Annotated in this window: 19 protein-coding genes; 17 read left to right on the top strand and 2 right to left on the bottom strand. The window is 69.0% G+C overall.

The genetic code is table 11. The features are described from left to right. Positions 1-123: 123 nt before the first annotated feature. A complete protein-coding gene (locus KIP79_RS49455) occupies positions 124-2,031 on the bottom strand; it encodes an Ig domain-containing protein (protein WP_214105577.1) in 1,908 nt (635 codons plus the stop codon). A gap of 491 nt (positions 2,032-2,522) precedes the next feature. Here KIP79_RS49455 and KIP79_RS15875 point away from each other — a divergent pair, with 491 nt between their 5' ends. The 11 genes from KIP79_RS15875 to KIP79_RS15825 all read left to right on the top strand — a co-directional run bounded on the left by KIP79_RS15875 (position 2,523) and on the right by KIP79_RS15825 (position 14,901). Beyond that, positions 2,523-3,746 (top strand): ABC transporter substrate-binding protein, encoded by a 1,224-nt coding sequence (locus KIP79_RS15875; protein WP_214105576.1) that lies wholly within the window; start codon positions 2,523-2,525, stop codon positions 3,744-3,746. Beyond that, entirely contained in the window at positions 3,743-4,936 is a 1,194-nt protein-coding gene (locus KIP79_RS15870) for an acyl-CoA dehydrogenase family protein (protein WP_214105575.1), read from the top strand. Before KIP79_RS15875 ends, KIP79_RS15870 begins: the two co-directional genes overlap by 4 nt. Further along, positions 4,933-5,808: a branched-chain amino acid ABC transporter permease gene (locus tag KIP79_RS15865; protein WP_214105574.1), complete on the top strand. Its 876-nt coding sequence runs from the start codon at positions 4,933-4,935 to the stop codon at positions 5,806-5,808. The genes KIP79_RS15870 and KIP79_RS15865 overlap by 4 nt, the downstream gene beginning before the upstream one ends. An 8-nt stretch (positions 5,809-5,816) precedes the next feature. Then, entirely contained in the window at positions 5,817-6,845 is a 1,029-nt protein-coding gene (locus tag KIP79_RS15860; RefSeq protein WP_214105573.1) for a branched-chain amino acid ABC transporter permease, read from the top strand. Next, complete coding sequence (locus KIP79_RS15855; RefSeq protein ID WP_214105572.1) at positions 6,842-7,555, top strand: ABC transporter ATP-binding protein; 714 nt, start codon at positions 6,842-6,844, stop codon at positions 7,553-7,555. Before KIP79_RS15860 ends, KIP79_RS15855 begins: the two co-directional genes overlap by 4 nt. Next, positions 7,548-8,414, top strand: a complete 867-nt coding sequence (locus tag KIP79_RS15850; protein ID WP_214105571.1) for an ABC transporter ATP-binding protein — start codon at positions 7,548-7,550, stop codon at positions 8,412-8,414. Before KIP79_RS15855 ends, KIP79_RS15850 begins: the two co-directional genes overlap by 8 nt. Beyond that, complete coding sequence (locus KIP79_RS15845) at positions 8,398-9,225, top strand: enoyl-CoA hydratase/isomerase family protein (RefSeq protein ID WP_214105570.1); 828 nt, start codon at positions 8,398-8,400, stop codon at positions 9,223-9,225. Before KIP79_RS15850 ends, KIP79_RS15845 begins: the two co-directional genes overlap by 17 nt. Positions 9,226-9,264: 39 nt before the next feature. Next, positions 9,265-10,791 (top strand): phenylacetate--CoA ligase family protein, encoded by a 1,527-nt coding sequence (locus KIP79_RS15840; protein WP_214105569.1) that lies wholly within the window; start codon positions 9,265-9,267, stop codon positions 10,789-10,791. Then, positions 10,788-12,392 carry an AMP-binding protein gene (locus KIP79_RS15835; protein ID WP_214105568.1) on the top strand — a complete coding sequence of 535 codons (1,605 nt, stop codon included), beginning with the start codon at positions 10,788-10,790 and terminating at the stop codon, positions 12,390-12,392. The genes KIP79_RS15840 and KIP79_RS15835 overlap by 4 nt, the downstream gene beginning before the upstream one ends. Before the next feature lie 20 nt (positions 12,393-12,412). Beyond that, positions 12,413-14,392, top strand: coding sequence for a helix-turn-helix domain-containing protein (locus KIP79_RS15830; protein WP_214105567.1), 1,980 nt, complete (start codon positions 12,413-12,415; stop codon positions 14,390-14,392). Positions 14,393-14,493: 101 nt separating this feature from the next. Continuing rightward, on the top strand, positions 14,494-14,901 hold the full coding sequence (locus KIP79_RS15825; RefSeq protein ID WP_214105566.1) for a DUF6461 domain-containing protein: 408 nt from the start codon (positions 14,494-14,496) through the stop codon (positions 14,899-14,901). A gap of 375 nt (positions 14,902-15,276) precedes the next feature. On the opposite strand, the gene KIP79_RS15820 is transcribed toward KIP79_RS15825, so the two are convergent. Next, entirely contained in the window at positions 15,277-15,447 is a 171-nt protein-coding gene (locus tag KIP79_RS15820; protein WP_214105565.1) for a hypothetical protein, read from the bottom strand. 172 nt (positions 15,448-15,619) lie between these two features. Between KIP79_RS15820 and KIP79_RS15815 the strand changes: the two genes are divergently transcribed. The 6 genes from KIP79_RS15815 to KIP79_RS50060 all read left to right on the top strand — a co-directional run bounded on the left by KIP79_RS15815 (position 15,620) and on the right by KIP79_RS50060 (position 21,433). Next, positions 15,620-17,071, top strand: a complete 1,452-nt coding sequence (locus KIP79_RS15815) for a helix-turn-helix domain-containing protein (protein WP_214105564.1) — start codon at positions 15,620-15,622, stop codon at positions 17,069-17,071. Beyond that, a complete protein-coding gene (locus tag KIP79_RS15810; RefSeq protein WP_214105563.1) occupies positions 17,025-18,566 on the top strand; it encodes a tetratricopeptide repeat protein in 1,542 nt (513 codons plus the stop codon). The genes KIP79_RS15815 and KIP79_RS15810 overlap by 47 nt, the downstream gene beginning before the upstream one ends. Positions 18,567-18,746: 180 nt before the next feature. Further along, positions 18,747-18,914, top strand: coding sequence for a hypothetical protein (locus KIP79_RS15805; RefSeq protein WP_214105562.1), 168 nt, complete (start codon positions 18,747-18,749; stop codon positions 18,912-18,914). A 311-nt stretch (positions 18,915-19,225) separates the two neighbouring features. Next, on the top strand, positions 19,226-19,492 hold the full coding sequence (locus KIP79_RS15800) for a hypothetical protein (RefSeq protein ID WP_214105561.1): 267 nt from the start codon (positions 19,226-19,228) through the stop codon (positions 19,490-19,492). Continuing rightward, positions 19,489-20,481 carry a hypothetical protein gene (locus KIP79_RS15795; RefSeq protein WP_214105560.1) on the top strand — a complete coding sequence of 331 codons (993 nt, stop codon included), beginning with the start codon at positions 19,489-19,491 and terminating at the stop codon, positions 20,479-20,481. Before KIP79_RS15800 ends, KIP79_RS15795 begins: the two co-directional genes overlap by 4 nt. Then, positions 20,453-21,433 (top strand): nSTAND1 domain-containing NTPase, encoded by a 981-nt coding sequence (locus KIP79_RS50060; RefSeq protein ID WP_372453586.1) that lies wholly within the window; start codon positions 20,453-20,455, stop codon positions 21,431-21,433. The genes KIP79_RS15795 and KIP79_RS50060 overlap by 29 nt, the downstream gene beginning before the upstream one ends. Positions 21,434-21,531 lie beyond the last annotated feature (98 nt).

Here is a 21,531-nt window from a genome sequence, read left to right as displayed (position 1 = left end):
TCACCGGGGGAGCGAGCGCACCGTAGGATCCCTGCCCGCATTTTGTCAATCGACCAAACTAATAACAGGAATCCAGCAGGTGGAACGCGTGATAGTAAACGCTTCCCGTTCAAAGAGGGGAGATCAGCCGAACGCCTTGACCTCCAGCAGCCCGACCGACGCCGCCCCGCTCTGGAGGGCGACCCGCAGCCGGGTCGTGGTGACCGGGGAGAAGGTGGCACGGTTGTAGGTGTTGGCCGCGACGGGGTAGGTCGCCGGGATGTCCACGTAGGACGACCCGTTCCACCACTGGAGCCGCCACGAGGCCGGCAGGTCGATGCCCTGGCCGTCGTCGAAGAAGTACACGTCCGCAGACCGGAGGGTCTGCGCCGAAGGCCAGGTCAGTTCAGCCCACTGGGCGCCGGTGTTCGGCCAGGTGCCCCAGCGCGGGTTGACGGTGTCGTTCGAGCTCGGCGGGTCGATCCCGTCGTTGATCGCGGCCACCGACTCCCACGGCGAGGTGTAGGAGGCGCTCGGCGTGGCGCTCCGGGCGAGGTTCACGGCCGAGGTGCCGCCCACGGTGATCGAGAAGGTCCGGCTCACCGGGGTGCTGCGGTTGTCGTAGTCCCGGAGTTGCACCGTGAACTGCGAGGTGCCGTTGGCCGTCGGGGTGCCGGTGATGCTACCCGTGAAACGGTCGAGGGTCAGCCCGGCGGGGAGCGCGCCGCCGGTGATCGTCCAGTCGTAGAACGGAACCCCGCCGCGTGCCGCCAAGGTCTGGGAGTAGGCCGTGCCGGCCGTTCCGGCGGACAGCGTCGTCGTGGTGATCGACGGGGGCAGGAACGGGGTCAGGTTGCGGTTGAGGCGCCAGCCGGCGTTCTCCGCGATGAGCAGCGCCAGCTTGGTCAGGGTCCAGCGCCGGGTCGGGAAGGCGTGGGTCCAGCCGCCGCTCTGGCCACTGATGCGGTCCCAGTACTGCTGGGTTCCGGGGATGTGGTAGCTGGAGTCGAGCGGCACCCGGATGCCCTGGTAGGCCTCGACCTCCGCGTCGACGCCGCCCGACTGCACGTAGGACCGCATGCCGGCCCAGTCGCTGTGGTAGGCGACGGCGTGGCCGTATTCGTGCATGACCAGGCCGTACACGTCGAGGACCGAGCCCTGGATGGTGGTGCGCCACCAGTCCTCGTCGGCGAGGGAGGTGAAGAGTTGTTTGCCCGCCTCGTCGTACTCGAAGATCATCGAGGTCGAGCGGTGCAGCGGGCCCGCGACCTGCTGGCCGCCGCGCGTGGCGTAGCGGCCGTTCGCGGCGGGATAACCCGTCGAGTACGGCGTCTGGATGCCCCGGAAGAACACGTAGTGGCCGTTGAACGCGGTGTTGTTCGTGACGTTGATCGTGTTCTGCCAGTCGTTGCCCGGCAGGTGGTTGGGCTCGGCCCCGGCCGCGACGCTGTCGAAGGGCGCCAGCTCGAAGTAGCGGAACCAGTCCTTCACCGCCTCCTCGGCCGCCGCCCGGAACGCGGCGTTGCCGAAGTAGCCGGTGATGTTGTCGAACCGGTAGTCGAAGGTGATCGGGATCGACGGTTCGAGCGGGGTCTTCTCGTCCTGCTGGACCCGGATCGGCATCGTCTGCGTGTACGTCGCGCCTCCGGCGTCCCGGATCGTCAGCCGGAAGAGGTGGGTCTCGTCCTGCCCGGCGCCCCGTTTCGACTGGATGCCCAGCCGGAACGTCTTCTGCTCCGAGGCGTTGGCGAACGTGAGCGTCTTGGTCGCGCCGGTCGCGGTGAGCTGGCTCGGCAGGTCCATCATCAGCCGCGAGGTGCCCTCGGCCTTGAGGTCGACGGTGACGGGGAAACGTACGTCGGCCGGCGGCCGGACCGTGAAGGTCAGGGCGGGGTTGGCGACGTGCCCCTGCCAGTCGACGAGCTGGATGCCGTACGCGTTGATCGTGCGCCCGAACATGTCGACGACCGTGGCCGTCGGGGCGGCATGGGAGGTGGTGGGGACGGTGAGGAACGCGATGAGGAGAGTAGCGGTCAGGGCTAATCGTCTCACTGGGGGATCCTTTCTGGCAGAAAACCTTTTCGTCCACCTTTCGCGGGTACCTTACGCCGCAGTCAACATCACCGAAAGCGTTTTCGTACACTCATTCAGGCTTCTGCCACGCCCGCCCCGCCCGGCGAGACGGTCACCGGGCTCAGGCCGAGTGTCGCGACCTCGGAGGACGGAGATCAGGCGGCCGACCTTCGCCGGCAACACGCCCAGCGCCCGAGGAGGCGGGAGCCTTCGCATCAGGGGGCTCGGGAGGTCGTCCTCCGTGTAAACGACGAAGGAGACCCGGGGAAGCGGCGAACGCCGGGCCGAGGCCCGGGTTCCTGAGGGAGGCCCGTCCGGCGGCCGACGGTCGACGGGCGGTGTGACTCAGCACACAGAACACCACTGATTGTGGAGAGCGCCCCATTGAGGCGCCAAATGCCCGCTTGCTTGAGTGGTGCCCCCACAGCCGTGCCCCCACAGCCGTGGCCAGCATCAGCAAGGGATCAAGCATGAAGCGAGTGCGCACGATGGCAGCGCTCACCACCTCGGTGGTGGCACTCATGGCCGCGGCCGCCTGTGGCGGCCACGAATCGACCAGTGGTTCGGACGGCACCACCTTCCAGCTCGCCGCGGTGGCCGACTTCACCGGCCCGGCCAGCGGGTTGGGTAAGACCTACACCAACATGATCAAGATGTCGGTCGACGACATCAACAAGGCCGGCGGCTTCACCGTCAACGGCAAGAAGGTCACCTTCAAGCTCACCACGGTCGACCACCAGAGCAACCCGTCGGTGGCCGTCACCGAGGTCCGCAAGCTCATGGATAACCCGGGGATCAAGCTGCTGCTCGGCGACACCACCACGGTGGCTCAGGCGCTCCAGCCCGTCCTCACCCCACGCAAGATCCCGATGGTGTGGCTCGGCTCGGACCCCAGCGTCATCCAGGCCGGCGGCGGCAACTACTTCGGCGTGCTGCCCGGGCCCAATGACCGGGCTTCGCTGCTCGGCCAGTATCTGTCGCAGAACGGCATCACGAAGGCCGCCATCATCGCCGAGGACTCGGGCTACGGCAATGCATACGCCAAGGAATTCAATACGACCCTGCCCACGTTCGGGATCGACGTCACGGGCACCGAGAAGTTCCCCGCCGACGGGACCGACTTCACCACGCCGCTCACGTCACTGCGCAAGGGCGACCCCCAGGCAATCATCATGCTGACCTTCCCGAAGGCCGGCGGACTCATCGCCAAGCAGGCGCGGGAGCTGCGCTTCACCGGCGACATCGTCAGCGACGGCACCGCCGCCTCCGGCTCCGACTTCGTCAGCAGTGGCGGCTCGGCGGTCGACGGGGTCATCACGCTGGACTACGGCACCGACCCGCTGTACCAGGACAAGACCACGCAGGAGGTGACCTCGCGGTTCCAGGAGGAGTACGGCTTCGCGCCGGCGTCGGTCGGGCTGTACTACTACGAGTACCCGCAGCTGATCGCCAAGGCGCTCTCGGACGCCGGCACGCTCACCGACGAAGCGAAGATCCGCGAAGCCATCAGCAAGGCGAGCGTGGACGGCATCGCGGGCCACATCCAGTTCGTCACCCAGGCCGGCGGCCGGGTTCCGGCGAACCAGGCCCTGCCGGTCCTCTCGATCGTCACCTGGAAGGGCGACGGCTCCCGGGTGAAAGGCTCGACCTGGACCCGTGACCCGCAGTCGGGTGACTGGTCGGAGGCCAAGTGAGCGACACGATCGCATCACCGCTGCAGCTCGACGAGCTCGTCGACCGGCTGTTCGGCACCTTCGACCCGTCCGCGCAGCCCAGCGCCGACCACGTCCGTGAGCTGGGCAGCCACGGCTGGGCCGCGCCCACCGTCCCGGTGGCGTACGGCGGGCGCGGGGTCGGCCTCCGGTCCGCGTGCGAGCTCGCCGCCGAGCTGAGCCGAGTGGATCCCTCGCTCGGCATGGCCGCCGGCGCCCAGCTCCTCGCCGCGACCCTCGTCCAGGAGCTGGGCACCGATGAGCAGAAGCGCGAGCTGCTGCCGGCCATCGCCGACGGCTCGTTGGTGGCGTCGGTGGCCATCACCGAGCCGCAGGCCGGAACCGACATCGCGGGCATCTCGACAACCCTCCTCCGCACCGCCGACGGCCTCCGGCTCGACGGCACCAAGGCGATGGTCAACAACGCGGGTCTCGCGGACCGCTATTTCGTGGTGGCCAAGGTCGAGGAGGAGCCGGCCGGAGAAGATCGGCGCCCCGGCTTCGCCGTGGTCGTGGTGAGTCCGTCGGCGGACGGGGTCACCATCGGGTCCGGCGAGCGCATGATGGGCTTCGAGGGCTGCAGCGTGGCGGGACTTCAGCTGGCCGGCGTGCAGGTCGACCCCGCGGACGTCCTGGGGGCGGACCTCACCAGGTCCGCGCTGCCCCATCTCATGCGCAGCCTCGTCTTCACCCGGTGCTGGACAGCAGGCATGGGGGTCGGCGTGGCGGCGGAGGCGCTGGACCGGGCACTCCTCCACGCCGAGTCCCGGACGGTGGGCGGTCAGCCTCTCGCGCGGATGCAGGGGATCGCGTTCAAGCTGGCGGACATGGCGGTCCAGGTCGAGGCCGCGCGGCGGCTCACCATCTGGGCCGCCGAGACGTGCGACCCCGGTTCGGGCGCCACGACGGGCGAGCGGGCCTATGCTTCCTCCCTGGCGAAGTTGCGGGCCACCGATGCGGCAATGGCGGTCACCATCGAGGCCGTCCAGGTTCTCGGTGGATGGGGCTACTTCGAGAGCGGCGGCGTGGCGCGGCTGATGCGCGCCGCCAAGGCGTTGCAGATCTTCGAGGGAGCGAACGAGGTCCACCGTTCGATCATCAGCCGCAACCTGTACCCGGTGTCCCCGCGGGTAGCGGCCCGGGTTCCGGACACCTCCCAGCAGGCGACATGACTGAGCTGGGTCAGTACCTCGCCAACGGGCTGGTCAGCGGTGCGATCTATGTGCTGGTCGCGCTTGGGCTGGCGATCGTGTTCAGCACCCTGGACGTGGTCAACTTCGCGCACGGGCAGCTGTTCATGCTGGGCGGCTACGCGGCGTACGTGTGCGTTGTCTCGCTCGACTTGCCCTACCTGCTTTCGCTGCCCGTCGCGGCGCTGGTGCTGGCCGTCGTCGGCCTGGTGATCGAGCGCCTGGTGTTCCGGCCGCTCTACGACCGACCTCACCTCGACATGATCCTTGTCTCGGTGGGGCTGATCCAGATCTTCCAGTACGGCGCGTCGTGGATTTGGGGCATCGAGGCCCGGGAGGTGCCGACCGGGATGGGCCCGAGCGTGGAGATCCTCGGTACCGGCATGTTTCTCAGCCGCGAGCGGCTGCTGCTCATCGCCGTCGCCACGCTCCTGATCCCGGTGGTGGCGCTGCTGCTCCAGCGCACGCTGTTCGGCAAGGCGCTGCACGCGATCGCCGACGATGAGGAGGGGGCGGCCACCGTGGGCATCCATCGGCCGACGTTCGCCTCCTTGGCGTTCATCGCCGGCGCCGCGCTGGCCGGTCTGGCGGGTGCCCTGCTGGCGCCGATATCGCTGGTCAGCCCCAGTTCGGGCGCGGAGGTGGTCATCAAGGCTTTCGTCATCCTGATCGTCGGCGGGATCGGCAGCATCCGGGGCGCGATCTCCGCGGGCGTCCTCCTCGGGCTCGCGGAGGCGGTGCTGGGCGGCTACCTCGGGTACCGCTACGTGGACGTCTTCGCGTTCGGTCTGGTGATCATCGCACTCATCGTCCGCCCCCAGGGCCTGCTCGGTCGGGCCACCCGACCCGTCTAGGGAGAACGATGAATACGGCGACTCTTGTCCATCAACGACGACACCGGCTGCTGGTCGCGGTGGTCCCGCTCGCGCTCACACTCGCGGCGTGGGCCTACCTGTTCACCGGCATGGGCGACTACGGCTACACGCTGATCATCCTGATCGCGATCAACGCCCTGATGGCCACGTCGTTCAACGTCGTCCTCGGTCGCGCCGGTCAACTCTCGCTCGCCCAAGCTGGAGTGATGGGCGCCGGCGCCTACGCCACCGGTCTCCTCATCGTGCGAGGTGGCTACGCACCCTGGCCGGCGCTCGTGGCGGCTGTCCTGGTCGGGATGGTCTTCGCGGCGCTCACCGCACTGCCGGTGCTGCATCTGAAGGGGCTGTACTTCGCCATCACCACCTTCGCGGCGGGTGAGCTGGTGGTCATCTACCTCGGCATCGACGAGGCGCTGACGGGGGGCGGCATGGGGCTGACCGGCATCGCCCCACTGAGCCCGGTGCATCTGGGCGGTAGGACGCTGCTCGACCCGCTCTTCCCCCGTGACATGGCGATCGTGACCTCGCTCGCACTGATGCTGGTCACGGTGCTGGTGGCGCTGCTCGCGCGGCTGCGGGTCGGCGCCACCTGGACCGCGACCAAGGACGACGAGACGTTGGCCGCCTCGCTCGGCGTCACGCCGTACCGGGCCAAGCTCACGGCCATCATCGTGTCCGGAGGCATCGCCGGGCTGGCCGGTGGCCTGTACGCCACGTACCTGCAGTACCTGCAACCCAGCCAGTTCGACTCGTGGCAGTCGATCATGTTCCTGTCGATGGCCGTGGTGGGTGGCCTGGGCCGGACCTACGGCCCGCTGGCAGGCGCGGCACTGCTGACACTGCTCAGCGAGTGGCTCCGTGACCTGCACCTCAACGACGCCGCCTTCATCCTCAGCGGACTCGCGCTGATCGCCATCGTGCTGGTGGCCCCGCGCGGCATCGTAGGGGAACTCGCCCGGGCCGTGCCGCGGCTCCGGCCCGGTGCAAGCCCTCGCGAGGAGGTTCGGCCGAGATGACTTTCTCCATCCACAACGTCGCCAAGAACTTCGGGGGGCTGTCGGTGCTGACCGACGTGTCCTTCGACGTGGATCCAGGACGGATCGTCGGCCTGATCGGACCAAACGGCGCGGGCAAGACCACGCTCCTCAACATCGCGAGCGGCTACCTGGGCACCCGAACCGGGACGATCACCCTCGAGGGGCGCCGGATCATCGGTCGATCGCCGGCCCAACTGCACCGGCTCGGCATGTCCAGGACCTTCCAGGACGGGCGCCTGTTCGACAGCCAGTCCCTGCGGCGCAACCTCGACCTTGCCGCCCAGATCAGCGGCCGACGGGATCGCCCGGAGGAGTACGAGCGCGTCGTCGGCTTCCTGCAGGAGCGCAGCGGCCTCGACGTGCCGGCCGCCAACCTGCCGCACGGCACCCGCATGCTGGTCGGGCTGGCGATGGCGATCACCCGCAGGCCACGCCTCCTTCTCATGGACGAACCGCTCGCCGGCCTCGACCAGGACGAGGTCTCGCTCCTGCTCGGCTCAGTCCGCTCCTTGGCCGCCTCGGGCGTGGGGGTGATCCTCATCGAGCACAACATCGACCACGTCGTCCGGACCTGTGACTCGGTCGTCGTCCTCGACCGCGGCACTGTGATCGCGGAAGGTGCGCCGCACGACGTGGTCGCCGATACCGCGGTCATCGAGGCCTACCTGGGGGTGTCGCTCCATGCCTGACGGACAAACGGCTGACGGACAAACGGCTGGGCCCCCGAACACCAAGACGCTCGAAGTCCGCCGGCTCACCTGCGGGTACGGCGGGCGGCCGGTCATTTTCGGGGTGGACCTGCGGGTGCGCGGCGGCGAGTGTCTGGCCGTTCTCGGGAGCAACGGGGCGGGCAAGTCCACCCTCATCCGGTCGATCGCCGGGACGCTGCGGCCGGTGCTCGGCGGTGAGGTGACGGTGGCAGGGGTGCAGCTCGCGAGGGCCGGCGCCGCGGAGGTCGTGCGGCACGCGGTCCGCCTCGTCCCAGAGGGACGTCGCCTGTTCCCGACCATGACCGTGGAGGAGAACATCGAGCTGGGCGGCTTTACCCTGCGCAGCAAGAGGGACAGAGGGCGTCGCCTGGCCGAGACGCTCGAAGCCTTCCCCCGGCTCGCGGAGCGCCGTCGGCAGCTCGTCGGCACGCTGAGCGGCGGTGAGCGGCAGATGACCGCGATCGCGCGGGCGCTGATGACTGACCCGGACTTCCTGCTGCTGGACGAGCCGTCGCTTGGTCTCGCACCCAAGATCCTGCTCGAGATCGGCGAGTTGATCACCGGGCTCAAAGCGCGTGGCACCGGGGTTGTGCTCGTCGAGCAGAGCGTGGGACTCGCCGAACTTCTCGCGGAGCGCTACCTGCTCCTGAGCAAGGGCGCCGTCGTGGCCAGAGGCGACATCGCCGACATGGCCGACCGCACCAGCATGGCCGACGCCTACCTGGGACAGACCGCCGTCAGCGCGGCCGCCCACCATCCCGACCGCGCAGCCGACGACCCGAGCTCGGCCGGTCACGACAATCCGCCACCAGGAGGCGAACATGCCGATCTTCCTTGAGCACCTCACCAATGTCCGGGTCACTGTCGAGGAGGGCGTCGCAATCGTGACGATCAACCGCCCCGAGGCCGGCAACTCCATCAGCCAGGGCCTGGACGCCGACTTCGGCGAGGTCTGGCCCGCGCTGAGGGACAGCCCGGACGTCGAGGTCGTGGTCGTGACCGGCGCAGGCGACCGGTTCTTCTGCACCGGCGCGGACGTGAACGAGTGGGCCGAGACCGGCCAGATGCCGATGTCGCACACCACCGGTGGCCACGGCTTCCGGCTGCTCGCCAACGACCAGGCGTTCTTCAAGCCGCTGATCTGCGCGGTGAACGGGCTCTGCGCCGGCGGCGGTCTGCACTTCGTCAACGATGCCGACATCGTCATCGCCTCGTCGACCGCGGCGTTCACCGACCCGCACGTCAGCGTGGGTCAGGTCTCCGCGCACGAGCCCATCGCCCTTTCCCGGCGAATCCCCCTGGGCGAGGTGATGCGGATGACGCTGATGGGCGTCCACACCAGGATGTCGGCCGACCGCGCGTACCAGATCGGACTGGTGTCCGAGGTGGTCGAGCCCGACCAGCTCCTCGAGCGCGCCGTCGAGATCGCGAAGTCCATCCAGCGGAACTCGCCCACGGCTGTCTCCAAGTCCAAGCGCGCGGTGCTCGAAGGGCTGGAACGTGGCCTCGACGACGCGCTGTGGTGGGGGTTCGGCATCGTTCGGTCCAACTGGGACCACCCCGACTGCTCCGAAGGTCCCCGGGCCTACCTGGAGAGGCGCCAGCCGGTGTGGCAGGCGCTCGGCGAGACCGGCACGCGAGGGAAGTAGCCGATGCGTCGCATTCTGTCCATGCAGCAGCTTCAACGCATGACGCGCGCGGAGCTCGCCAGCTTCCAGGACCGCAAGTTCGCCCGGTTCGTCCGGGACCAGGTTGCGCCCAATGTTGAGTACTACCGCCGCAACGCACGCTCCCGGGCCATCGACCTGGACGCGGTGGAGTCGATCGCGGACTGGCAGCGGTTGGGGCTGCCCCTTGTCACCAAGGCTGAGTACAGGCGTCACACCCAGGAGTTCGTCGCGAGCCCCGTGGCGTCCCGGTCGGGCGCGGGGGCCGACGGCTCCACGGGAACGCTGCCGGGCGGTGCGATCCCGCCGTCGGTCAACGTGTCACCCCTCGATACGCGGCCGGTCCTGGTCGGCACCGCGCCGGTCAACGGTGACTCGGCGTACCGATACTTCTTCGAGGTTTTCACCGCGTTCCACACCGGTGGGTCGACAGGCGAGCCGACCGCCGTGCATCTGACGCGGTTCGACTGCGACCTCTACGACATCGCCGGGTCTCGCGAGGTGGCGATCGCTGCCCTGCACCTGTGGCGGCGGAACATGCCCTGCCGAGCCGCGAACCTCTACCCGTTCGCGATCCACAAGGGGTGGTGGACGTTCAACAACGGCGTGGAGAAGGTGGCCGACTTCAGCCTCCGGTCGGCGGCCGGTGGCGCCATCGCCACCGAGCGGCTGGCGCGGCACCTGCTGCAGAGCCAGGTCAACCTGATGTTCGCGACCCCCTCGTTCCTGAGGAACCGTTTGTTGCCGGTGCTGACCCAGGCCTCCCGGGACACCGGGATCTCGGTGCCGCCGGTGGTGGTCTGCTGCCTTGGCGGGGAGCCGATCTTGCCGAGCCTCCGGGCCGACGTCGAGGACTCCTTCCACGCCATCGGGGCGGAGACGGTAATCCAGCTCAACACCTACGGCAGCACCGAGGGGCGGTTCGGGTGCTTCTCCGAGTGCGCGCCCGGGACCGGGTACCACGGATGGGGGTCGGACCTGTCGACGGTGCGGCTCATCGACTTTCGTTCCTCCACCGACTGGGAGTTCGTGGAGGAGGGCGGCGAGGGCTACATCGCCGTGTTCCCCCTGGACGGCAGCGGCTCGGTGCTCCCGGGTTTCGTGACGGGTGACCGCGCCGTTTCGGCCGCCGGGCCCTGCGAGCACTGCGGGTCTTCGGTCGACCGGCTGCTGTCGATCGGTCGAGTGCAGGACGTCGCCTCGCAACTGCGCGTGATGGGAACCGTCGAGAGCAAGGTCAAGGGGACGACTGTCAACCTCACCGACCTCCGGGCCACGCTCCTGGACATGCGGGGGGTTCGCGAGGTACAGGTCGTGATCGACAAGAGTGACCCGTCGGACCTGTCGTCGCTGGATGTGCTGAAGCTTCGCGTCGCGATCTCGGACGACGTAGAGCCGGCGGACCTGATCCAGAACGTCGCATCCACCTGCAAGTCGGCCACCGAGGTCACGCCCCATGTTGAGGTCATGGAGCTCGGTGCGCTGCTCGGGGAGGGGGTCAAGTTCCGGACCATCGACGACCGCAGAGCAGGACGGACCAGGTTGTGACCGAGGAGCTGTCACTCCCGGGCCTGGTCCGGGCCAAGGCCGACCTGGCGCCGGACTCGGTCTTCCTGCGGACCGTCGCAGGGCGCACGCTGACCTACCAGCAGGCGGACCTCGGCTCGCGCCGCCTCGCGACTTACCTGCGAAGCGTGGGGATCCACCGCGGCGACCGGGTCCTGACCATGTTCCCGACCGATGTCGAAGGCGTGCTGACCTGGATGGCTCTGGGGTGGCTCGGCGCCTGGGAGGTACCGGTCAACACGGCGTATGTCGGTGCGATGCTCGCGCACGTCGCGGCGGACTCGTCGGCGTCGACGGCGGTCGTGGACGCACGGTTCGCCGAGCGCCTGATCGCGGTCCTGGACCATACCCCGCAACTGGAGACGCTCGTGGTGTTCGGCGACTTCACGGTACCGGCCGGCTGCCGGGTGCGCGTGCTGGTGAATCCCGACACCGAGTCCTCCGAGCCGTGGCAGGGACCCACGCCGTACGGGAGCGACGTCTCGTGCGTGATGTACACCTCCGGCACGACCGGGCCCTCCAAGGGCGTGGTCGTCCCCTGGGCACAGCTGCATGCCACCGCCACAGGCGTCTTCCCGAAGGGCGCCCTGACCGAGCGGGACCGCTACTACTGCCCCTTCCCGCTGTGCCACGTGAGCGGCAAGCACATCGTAACCGGCATGGCAGCCGCCGGTGGGAGCGCCGTCCTGCGGGACGGATTCTCCACGTCGGCGTTCTGGCCGGAAATCGACGCCGAAGGGTGCACGGTCACCATGTTGCTGGGAGCCGTCGCCAACTTCCTCTACCGCCAGGACCCGCGTCCCGACGACGACGCGCACCCACTGGAGAAGGTGATGATGGTCCCGATCATCCCGGAGGTGGCCGACTTCCGGTCCAGGTTCGGTGTGGACGTCGTGAGCATCTTCAGCATGACCGAGGTCAGCTGCCCACTCCAGACCGGCTGGGTCACCACCCCTGAGGTCGGCTGCGGCTGGGTCCGACCGGGGTACGACGTCCGGGTGGTAGATGAGCTGGACCACCCGCTGCCCGACGGCGAGATCGGCGAACTGGTGGTGCGGGCCAGCGAGCCGTGGGTACTCATGAACGGCTACTGGGGCCGTCCGGAAGACACGGTCCGCGCTTGGCGGAACCAGTGGTTCCACACCGGCGACGCCTTCCTCCGGCGGCCCGACGGCACCTTCCACTTCGCCGACCGGTTGAAGGACTCGATCCGCCGACGCGGTGAGAACATCTCCTCCTTCGAGGTAGAGTCGGCCGCCAACCAGTATCCCGGCGTTCTCGAGACCGCCGCCGTCGCCGTGCCGAGCGAGTGGGGCGAGGACGAGATCAAGCTCGTTTTCGTGGTCAAACCTGGAGCCTCCGTCGACCCGGAGGCGCTCCTGCTCCACCTCGCGAGTACACTTCCTCACTTCATGGTGCCCCGCTACTTCGAACGGGTCGACGAGCTGCCCCGGACCGAGACGCAGAAGGTGCAAAAGCACATCCTGCGTGCGACCGGGATCACGTCGAAGACCTGGGACCGGGAGGCGGCAGGGATCTCGGTGACCCGCAACGGCGTGAGGCGTCAGCCCTACGACAGCTGAGATCAGAGAGGTCGGACAGTATGAGCGTGCACGGGCCGCCGCCGGACCCAGACGTGCGAGCGGTCCGCAACGTCATCGACGCCCTCGGCGAGGGCGATGCCGAACGGGTGCGCGCGATCGTCAACGAGCTCACCAGCCTCCTGCACCAAGGCGACCAGGCCCGCCAGGCCCGCCAGGCCCGGCTATTCGAAGAGTTCCTGCACCACGCGCGTGAGAGGAGTCCAGAGGTCTCGCGGGGCCGCCTGACCAACAAGGCGGTGCACGAGCTCAATGCGTCTCTGCTCGAGCTCTCCCGCCTGGTCAGCGCCCGGGAGTTGTCCGACGGGGTAGTCCGAGCCGCGCTCCGGCTGCTCCCGGCCGACATGGCCATCCTCTTGCTGGAGGACCTCGCGGCGGGCGCGCTCACCGTGGCCGCCTCGGTCGGGTCCATCGGCCCGGACACGCATCTGATCATCCTCGACCAGGGCCAGGGTGTGGCCGGCCGCGTCGCCCAGACCGGCCAGCCGTTCGTCTCTCACGACTATCTGACCGACGAGCGGATCCAGCACATCGGTCCGGTCGACGAGGCGATCCGGAACGAGCAGCTGCGGACCGTCGTCGGCGTACCGCTCCAGACGCGATCGCACCTCATCGGCGTGCTGCTACTGAGCTGGCGCCGGAGCCGCGAGCTGCTTCCGTCCGAGATCTCCCTGCTCCGCGACCTGGGCGACCACTCCGCTGTGGCGTTCCGGCGTATCCGGACTCAGGCGGAGAAGGAGAAGCTGGTCGACCAGCTGAACTTCTCCAACGCTGAGCTGCGCCACCACGTCGTCGCGGCAGAACGCGTCGCCGGCGTGTACGACCGAATCATGCAGGTACTCCTCGACAGCCTGGGTCTGGTCGAGCTCTGCAACGCGGTCTGCGACGTGCTGGACGGTGTCATCCTGGTCGTCGACTCACGAGGTCGCAGGGTGGCCGAGGCCTCATCGCTCGGCGACAATCCCCTCCGGTCCATGCGTAGTGAACTCGGTCGGGTCCTCGGCTCCCGCGAGCTGGCCACGACACCGTTGTACGTGTGTGTCCCCGGCGTCAGCGCGGCCGATGACCGCCACTACTACGTGCCCATCGGGCTACCCGACGGCTTCCGCGGGCTGCTCGTATTCCAGGCTCATGGAGCCGAGCTCGCCACGGGCGACATCAGGCTCCTCGAGCGCGCGGCCATGGCGGCCAGCGTGCTGCTGCGTCAAGCCGATGCCGTGGACACGGGGCGCGCATCCACCGTCGCCCAGCTCTTCAGCGAGCTCCTCTCGCAGCCGTTCAGGTCCGAGCTCGGACGCAGGCTGGCCCAGGAAGGCGTCGAACTCGACCCCAAGGAACCACTGGCCGCCGTCCATCTCGCGGGTGCGGCGTCGGCCACGGTCGACTCCGTGGCCAGCCAGTGTCGTCGCGCTGGTCTCCTCGTCGCCGAGCTCGACGGGCTGCTAGCCGTACACGGCGCCACCGTCGACCGGCTCTACGAATTGTTTTCGGATCTGGCGGCCGCGATCAAGGTTCCACTGCTGGTCGCCCACGCCGAGGCCGACAAGGTCGAACGCCTCCACGAGGCGTGGTCGGACATCGTCCGGGCAACTCGGCTGCTCCACCACCTCGGGTCCACAGACGCCTTCCTGGATGTCTCGGCCTTGCGATGCCTTGAGCTCGCATTGTCGGCAATCGGGGTTGACGAACTCGAGCAGATCCGCCGCGTGAATATTCTGCCGGTCGCCGAGTACGACGAGGCGCACGGTGCTGAACTCACACGCACGCTCGGCACCTATTTCGCCCATGGGAGGAACGCCGGCGCCACCGCGAAAGCGCTGCACGTCCATCCGAATACCGTCTATCAGCGCATCTCGCGCTGCCAAGCGCTGCTACCGGAATGGGGCGACGTCGAGCGCCAACTAGAGCTGCAACTCTCCCTCAGGCTAGAAGGGCTACGCATCGGCGATTGGGTGGGAGGCGTCCGCCGACTGACCATTTGACCGACGCGGCCGGGAGTCGACCCTGACGGCCCGCAGACGAGGACATCCGCCCGATCGGAGATGAGGACTACTCCTCTCCGGAAGGGCCCCAGGTCATCACCGTGCGGCGAATCGGCGAATGGACCGTCGCGATCGAAGACTGCGGCTGGCGCGGCGCGCAACGGGAGGCTTTGAGCGCCCTGTCACGCGACGGCGGAGAAGCCGCGGCGGTGCTTCGTGCTGACTACGCCCAGGACCACGTCGCCTACGCCGTCGACGGCCAGCTCATCACCGACATCAACCCGGGGTATCCCGTCGACAGGCAGGGCGCCGATCCGGACCGGCTCAATCGCCACCTCCGTGAACTGGGCATCGATCCGGCCGCCAGCGACTCCATCGACAACCCCATCCCGGCGGCCTTGGCACTCGCCACCCGCATCACCGGCGTCATGATCAGCCCACAACACCTTCACCGCCCCATCCTCGGCGCCGCCATACGGCGCCCATTTCTGACGATGCGGCAATGCTGACGTCTCGCTGATCCGCAAGATCATCCACTACTGCCAACTTCGATGACGCGTCCGGCGAGTGGTCACGGAGCGCTATCTGACAGTGCGCAGGTCACAGCGTCGGCCACTGTCATCTTCGCTGACGCCAGACAATTGATGTCTGGCGTCATCGGGGTTGGCAGTACGTCATCGAAGCTGTTAGTGCACTTGGCAGTGAGCAATCGAAGATGGCAGTACCGGCTTTCGCGTTGACGGTAGCCCTGTTGTGCGCTGCTGCATAGTGGGCGCACGTCTTGTCCTGGTTCGTGTCGGTTCTGCTTGCCCGTGCGGCGAAGCCTGAAGGTGGAGCTGGGCCGAGCGTTGCGTGGCTCCGAGCTCGGCCCGGCCGGTGGCTGGTCACGAAGCCCTTCGTCGGCGGCCGCGAGCCAGCGCGGCCCGCAGTTCGGCCAGGGTGGTGATGACGGGGAGGAAGGCGCGCAGCAGCTCGGCCAGGGCGGCAGGGAGCCGGACCGCGGTGTGGAGGATGAGGGTGAGGGCGCCGATGGCAGCCAGGATCGTGGTGGTCATGCCCTCAACGTTCGGCGGGTGGGTGGGTTCGGTGCATCCGGTCGGGACGAAGTCGGGCGAATCGGCCGGTCAGGGGCAAGGCCAGGGTTAGGCTCCGATCAGCAACCGAACAGAAGCGAACGCGTTCCCGGACTCCCTTCGGGGTGGGGCGTATGCCATGCGTGGAGGGGGAGTGGTGGCCGACCCCCGGACCATCCGGACCCGCGCCGATCTGCGGACGGCGCTGCAGCGGCTTTTCCACGCTGACGGCCGTCCCTACCTGGAGGTGGCCACCGCCGCCAAGGTCAGTAACTCGACCCTGCACGACATGGTCAACGGCAGGAGCTTTCCCCGGTGGGACACGCTCCGCGCCGTCCTAGCCGTCTGCGGCATCTCTGCCGGCCAGATGACGGCCTGGCAGCAGGCGCACGCCCGGGCCCGCCCCGACCGGCCTGCCTCGCCTGGACCGGACAACCGGCCCGGCCGACCGCTGGAAGAGATGACCGATCCGTTCGCGTTGGAGGTGCATAAGCCGATCCAGCTGGACATCCCCGGCCCTTCGGCTCTTCCGGTGTTGCCGCCGTACGTGCCGCGCGCCCATGACCGGCAGTTGGGCGAGGTGGTCGGCCGTACGTTGACGGGCCAGAGCGGGATGGCGGTGCTGGTCGGCGGCTCCTCCACCGGAAAGACCCGCGCCTGCTGGGAAGCCTTGACCCCGCTCCGCGCGGCGGGCGGGTGGCGGTTGTGGCACCCGTTCGATCCAACCCGGCCCGAAGCCGCTCTCGCACAGCTGGCCGAGGTCGGCGGCAAGACGGTGGTGTGGCTGAATGAGACCCAGCGCTACCTGGACACCCCCGGCGATACCGGGGAGCGGGTGGCGACCGCGTTGCGCACCATGCTGGCTGATTCTTTCCGGGCTCCGGTGCTGGTGCTGGGCACCATCTGGCCCGACCACTGGGATGTGCTGACACGGGACGGCAACGACCGCCATGCCGAGGCCCGGTTGGTCCTCGGCGGCACCGATATCCCCATCACTGAGGGCTTCGCTCACGTCCAGGCAGCACTGGAAGAGGCCGCGTCCACCGATGCCCGTCTGGCCGAGGCGCTAGCGCGGGCTGCCGATAGGGAGGTCACTCAGTATCTGGCCGGGGTGCCAGAACTGCTGGCCCGCTATCGCAATGCCCCGCCTGCGGCCAAGGCGGTGATTCACGCGGCGATGGACGCCCGCCGGATGGGCCACCGCCACGCCCTCTCCCACGCGCTGCTGGAAGCCGCCGCACCCGCCTACCTGACCCAATCGCAGTGGAGTGTTCTCAGCGATGACTGGCTGGAACAAGCGCTCGCCTACACCGCAGCCCTCTGCAAGGGTGTTCCCGGACCGGTGACCCGGCTGCGCCCCCGCCAAACCGAACGACTCCCCGCCGGAACGGTCATGCCCGTATGCGCCGCGACGACCCGCGACGAGGGCATGCCTAACATGGCCGGCCCGTTTTACCAGCTTGCCGACTACCTTGACCAGCACGGTCGCCGCCACCGGGCCGACCAGATCCCGCCCATCGGCTTTTGGGCTGCGGTCCGCGCATGCCCATCCAGACGACTTGGACACCCTCGGCCAGGCCGCCTGGCGCCGCGGCCTGTACCGTGACGCCGCCCAGATCCACGCACAGGCTGCAAGCTTCGCTCGTGACCTCGGCGACCTCGGCGACCTTGGCGACCTCGATGACCCTGATGACATCGTCGTTGAGGGCTCGCTCGACATCGACGCTCTCCTCGATCTGCTCTCGCGCATGGACGACGAGGGCGATGAGGGCGACTACCCGTTCGATGAGCTGATTGATGAACCGATTGATGAATCGACGGGATCATTGGAAGCCCTGCCGGGCAATGCGGATGCCACATCGGCCATATGGCTCTCGTATCCTGCCCTCGCCGACGCGCTGGCCGGGTGGCAGTGCTGGCCGTGGGTGGACGCCAAGCCCGGCGAGATCACCGCGGTGATGGAGATGGCCGCCAACGCCGTCTATGCCGCCCTTGACCAACCGGCCCACGTGGCCGTGCTGCTGGATGGCTTTGACAAGGCCGGGGGGCGCAACCTGTACTTCGCGCTGGCAGAGCATGTTGCCGTCCGCGCAGCCCTCGACCGCCCGGACAAGGTGGCTGCGCTGCTGGATGTGTTACGGAAGGCGGGGGCCCACGACCAGCACATCACGCTGGCCGAACGAGCCGCTACCCTCATCCCCCTGGACAACCTCTCCACCGTGGCCGAGCTAGTAGAGGTGCTGCGGAAGGCGGGGATGCATGATCAGCTCACCGCGCTGGCCGAACGAGCTGCCGCCCACTTCTCCCTGGACCGCCCGGGAGCCGTGGCCCGGCTGATGAGGGTGCTGCGGAAGGCGGGGATGCATGGCCAGCTCACCGCGCTGGGCGAACGAGCTGCCGCCCACTTCTCCCTGGACCGCCCGGGAGCCGTGGCCCAGTTGATGAGGGTGCTGCGGAAGGCGGGGGCACACGACCAGCTCGCCGTGTTGCTGGCCCGCGACCCCGCCACCCACCTCCCCCTGAAGGATCCGTACGCCATAGTCCTGCTCATGCGGGAGCTGTGGGAGGCGGGGGCGTCCGACCAGCTCACCACGCTGTTGGCCCGCGACCCGGCCACCACTCTCCCCCTGAACAACCCGTACGAAGTAGCCCTGCTGGTGAAGGCCCTGCGAGAGGTGAGCGCGCACGACCAGCTCACCACGCTGTTGGCCCGCGACCCCGCCACCACCCTCCCCCTGAACAACCCGTACGAAGTAGCGTGGCTGGTGAGGGCGCTGTGGGAAGCGGGGGCGCGCGACCAGTTCGCCGCTTTGCTGGCCCGCGACCCCGCCACCCACGCTGTCCTTGACGACCCGGTTGGCGTGGACGCGCTGCTGGCCAGCTTGTTGAAGGCGGGGGCGCACAACCAGCACACGGTACTGGCCGAACGGCTTCCTGCCGCTGGCTTGTTCGATCTATTCAGGAAAATCGGCGACAACAATCAACGGTTCAGGTTCGGGCGAGACCCTGATGGAAGCCCGGCTGAACCCTGGACATGGGACGATGGGAGACTCGGGAGCTGGCGTGATGGGAGTCCCCCTGACCCATGGGACGACCTGTAGTGATCAGGTAAGAGCTCGACTTTGACAGTAGCCCCTCATCCTCGCCACTGGACGTGATGGCTGAAGGCTCGGCCTGGCTGATGGCCGGGCACGCCAGGTCACCGCCGACCTGCCCACCGCATACGCACCTCGTTCCGGCACTGGGTCGACGCCGACGACGACGGCTGCACGGCCCGGGCGATGTACAACCTCGGGCTGCCGGAGTACGAGCAGGGGGATGTGGAGGAGGCCCGCCGCTGGTACTTCGAAGCGGCCGCCACCAGCCACCCCGATTACGCGGCACGGGCGCGGAGCGAGTTGAGGGATCTTGACCGCCGTGAGGAAGAGCAGCGGCGTGCCAGCTGGTAAGTACGGCTACCAGGCCTACGCCGACCCCCCGATGATGCGTCGTCCCACCGCCCTCAGCCCAACCAGAGAGTCCGGCGAGTCGTTCAGGGGGGTGTGGGTGGCGGGGTCGCGGGGCCAGCAGTGTGGTGAGTTGGTCGTGCGCGCCGACCTCGTCCAGCGCTTCCACCAGGCTGGCCATGCCGGACGGGTCGTTCGGGGTGTGGGTGGCGGGGTCGCGGGCCAGTAACACGGCGAGCTGGTCGTGTGCCCCCGCCTCCCGCAGTATCGTCACCAGCAGGGCGACGGCGGCAGGGTCATCCAGGGCGATGTGGGTGACGGCCCAGCTGGCGGCCGTGGTCGCCGGGGTGCAGGCCGTGCAGGTGGGTGGCGAGGGCGTGGGCGGCGTTGGGGTCGCCGTGTGTGGTGGCGTGTTTGTGGAGCTGGGCGGCGTCGCGGTACAGGCCGCGTGTCCAGGCGGCGTCCCCGAGCGCTCTCAGGTCGCCCGGGTGGGCGTGGGTGGGGCGTCCGGCTTGTCGGCCGGGTTGTGCGAGGTCGCGGGCGGTGACGGTGGTGGCTGGGTGGCGGGAGTTGCCAGGTGAGCGGACCGGACGAGGGGGAGCCGTCCCTGCTGCCGCGCGCCGAGAACGGGGTGGAGCTGGACGGGCAGATCACCACCGCCCAAGACGGCGCGCGCCATTGGATCCGCCAGGACTCCGCCGTGTCGGTGCGGGGTGTGGCCTGGGCCAGCCTGCGGGCGATGCTGGCCGGGCAGTGCGCCAGCGCGCTGGTCCCGATCGCGTTGGCCGAGCCGGGGCTGCTGCCCGTGGCGGCCGGATTGGCGGCCGGGCTGGAGGTGGTGGGCTCGGTCGGGTCCAACATACTGGCCAGTCTCATCGGCGAGTCCTTGAACGCCGCCAGGGCCCGCACACGCAGGCCATCACCGGCAGACCCGGGGCCGGCCAATCCTGACGCCGGGCGTGGACCCGACGCCGGAGCCGGCCCGGACGCGGAGGCGGGTGAGGCGGACGCGGCTTTTGCCGAGCAGGCGCGCCAGGAGCTCGCCGCCCGGATCGAGCAGGTACTGGCGGCACAGGATCGGCAGGCCGAGGCACTGGCCGCAACCCTGGCACGGGTGCTGGAACGGATCGACGCGACCGCCGTCGTGGTCGGCGAGGTCATGTCCCGCGGCCAGGAAAACCAGGAAAGGCTGCTGCGGGACCTGACAGCCGGGTTCGCTGGTCTCGGCGGGCAGGTGGCCGGGTTCGGTCCGCTGTTGCGGGGGCTGGACGGCGCGGTCGTGCGGATCCAGCAGACCTTGTCTCGGCAGGACGCCGAGCGCCGGTTCCGACCGGTCCCAGGACCAGCGGCAGACCGCGTTGCTGCTGGAGGTCCAAGAGCAGCTGGCCGAGCTGGCCCTGCGCCGGCCCGAGGCGGAAGCGGGGGTCACGGCGGATCCCACGGCGGGTCCCGGCTTGGAGGATCCGGCGAAGCCATCGACAGCCTGGGCGGGGATCTGCCCGTATCAAGGGCTGGCCCCGTTCGGGCCCGCCCAGGCGAGGGTGTTCTATGGCCGAGGTCAGTCCACTGACCAGCTGCTGACGATGGTGGCCACCCACTCCGGGGGCGGGCCGATCATCGTGACCGGGGCGTCCGGGGCGGGTAAGTCCTCCCTGCTGCACGCCGGGCTGCTGCCCCAGCTGAGCACCATGGCCCCCGATTCGCTGGCTGCGCCTACGGCACAACGGCTGGCCGCAGATCACCTTAACCCTCGGCCCGCAGCCGTTGCAGCAGCTGGCGGTACAGCTCGCGGTCCGCTGCAACGCCGATCCCGACCGGGTGCTGGCCGAGTTACGCGCCGACCCGGCCGAGGCGGCGGTCCGGCGTGCCCAGCAGATCCTGGCCGCCGAGCAGATCCGCCGCCCTCGGGGCGAGGGGACGCCCGCGAAGGCGTATGCGAGGGTGGAGCAGGGCCCACGGCGACTGATCGTGGTCGTCGACCAGTTCGAAGAACTGTTCACCCTGGCCTCATTTCACCGGGGCGGCAGACCGGCTCCCGGCGGGGATCGTGGTGCTCGCGGTCCGCGGCGATTTCATCGACCGCTGCTCGGCCTACCCGGTCCTGGCCCGCGCGCTGGAGGAGACGGCGTTCGTGCTGGGCCCGACTTCGAGCTTGGGGATCGGGCGGGATCCATCGCGGAGTTGGAGGAAGCCAGCCGTCTGAGGTCCTCGGTCTATCGGCGAGTCTGCTACGGCATCTCGGCATCCTCGCCGAGCGCAAGTTCGGGATCGGAAGACTACAGCCGCCGAGAGCCACCGGCTCAGGGCTTGGCCGTCTCCTCCGACGTACGCGCGAACATAGCGGCTCAGCGGCCGGCCACCCCGGTCCACCAGGTCGTCGTAGCCTGCGGGGTTGCCGTTCTGGGTGTACCGCACGGCCGCTCACAGCAGCCAGAAGGCCCGCAGATCCTCCTCGTCCGGCGAACCAGGTCGAGGATCCGCTCGGCCCAGTCGCCGATCTCCGGGCTGGCCACGGAGCGTGAGCTCCGTCGCGACCGGCCGGACCAGTGCGTGGGCCAACCGAGGATCCCCGGCCGAACACGCCCAGGCGACCGTCGCCCGCGCACGGCCCACTTCGGCA

Source organism: Acrocarpospora catenulata, assembly GCF_018476525.1.
Taxonomy (GTDB): Bacteria; Actinomycetota; Actinomycetes; order Streptosporangiales; family Streptosporangiaceae; genus Acrocarpospora; species Acrocarpospora catenulata.
Note: the sequence above shows the minus strand (reverse complement) of the source record. Positions and strands in the feature narration are given on the sequence as shown.

Excerpts from the sequence above, each read along its gene's own strand:
- KIP79_RS15820 (WP_214105565.1), bottom strand. The coding sequence starts at position 15,447 with ATGACCACCACGATCCTGGCTGCCATCGGCGCCCTCACCCTCATCCTC.
- KIP79_RS15840 (WP_214105569.1), top strand. The coding sequence starts at position 9,265 with ATGACGCGCGCGGAGCTCGCCAGCTTCCAGGACCGCAAGTTCGCCCGG.
- KIP79_RS15830 (WP_214105567.1), top strand. The coding sequence starts at position 12,413 with ATGAGCGTGCACGGGCCGCCGCCGGACCCAGACGTGCGAGCGGTCCGC.
- KIP79_RS15865 (WP_214105574.1), top strand. The coding sequence starts at position 4,933 with ATGACTGAGCTGGGTCAGTACCTCGCCAACGGGCTGGTCAGCGGTGCG.
- KIP79_RS15845 (WP_214105570.1), top strand. The coding sequence starts at position 8,398 with ATGCCGATCTTCCTTGAGCACCTCACCAATGTCCGGGTCACTGTCGAG.
- KIP79_RS15855 (WP_214105572.1), top strand. The coding sequence starts at position 6,842 with ATGACTTTCTCCATCCACAACGTCGCCAAGAACTTCGGGGGGCTGTCG.
- KIP79_RS15875 (WP_214105576.1), top strand. The coding sequence starts at position 2,523 with ATGAAGCGAGTGCGCACGATGGCAGCGCTCACCACCTCGGTGGTGGCA.
- KIP79_RS15860 (WP_214105573.1), top strand. The coding sequence starts at position 5,817 with ATGAATACGGCGACTCTTGTCCATCAACGACGACACCGGCTGCTGGTC.
- KIP79_RS15850 (WP_214105571.1), top strand. The coding sequence starts at position 7,548 with ATGCCTGACGGACAAACGGCTGACGGACAAACGGCTGGGCCCCCGAAC.
- KIP79_RS15805 (WP_214105562.1), top strand. The coding sequence starts at position 18,747 with ATGTACAACCTCGGGCTGCCGGAGTACGAGCAGGGGGATGTGGAGGAG.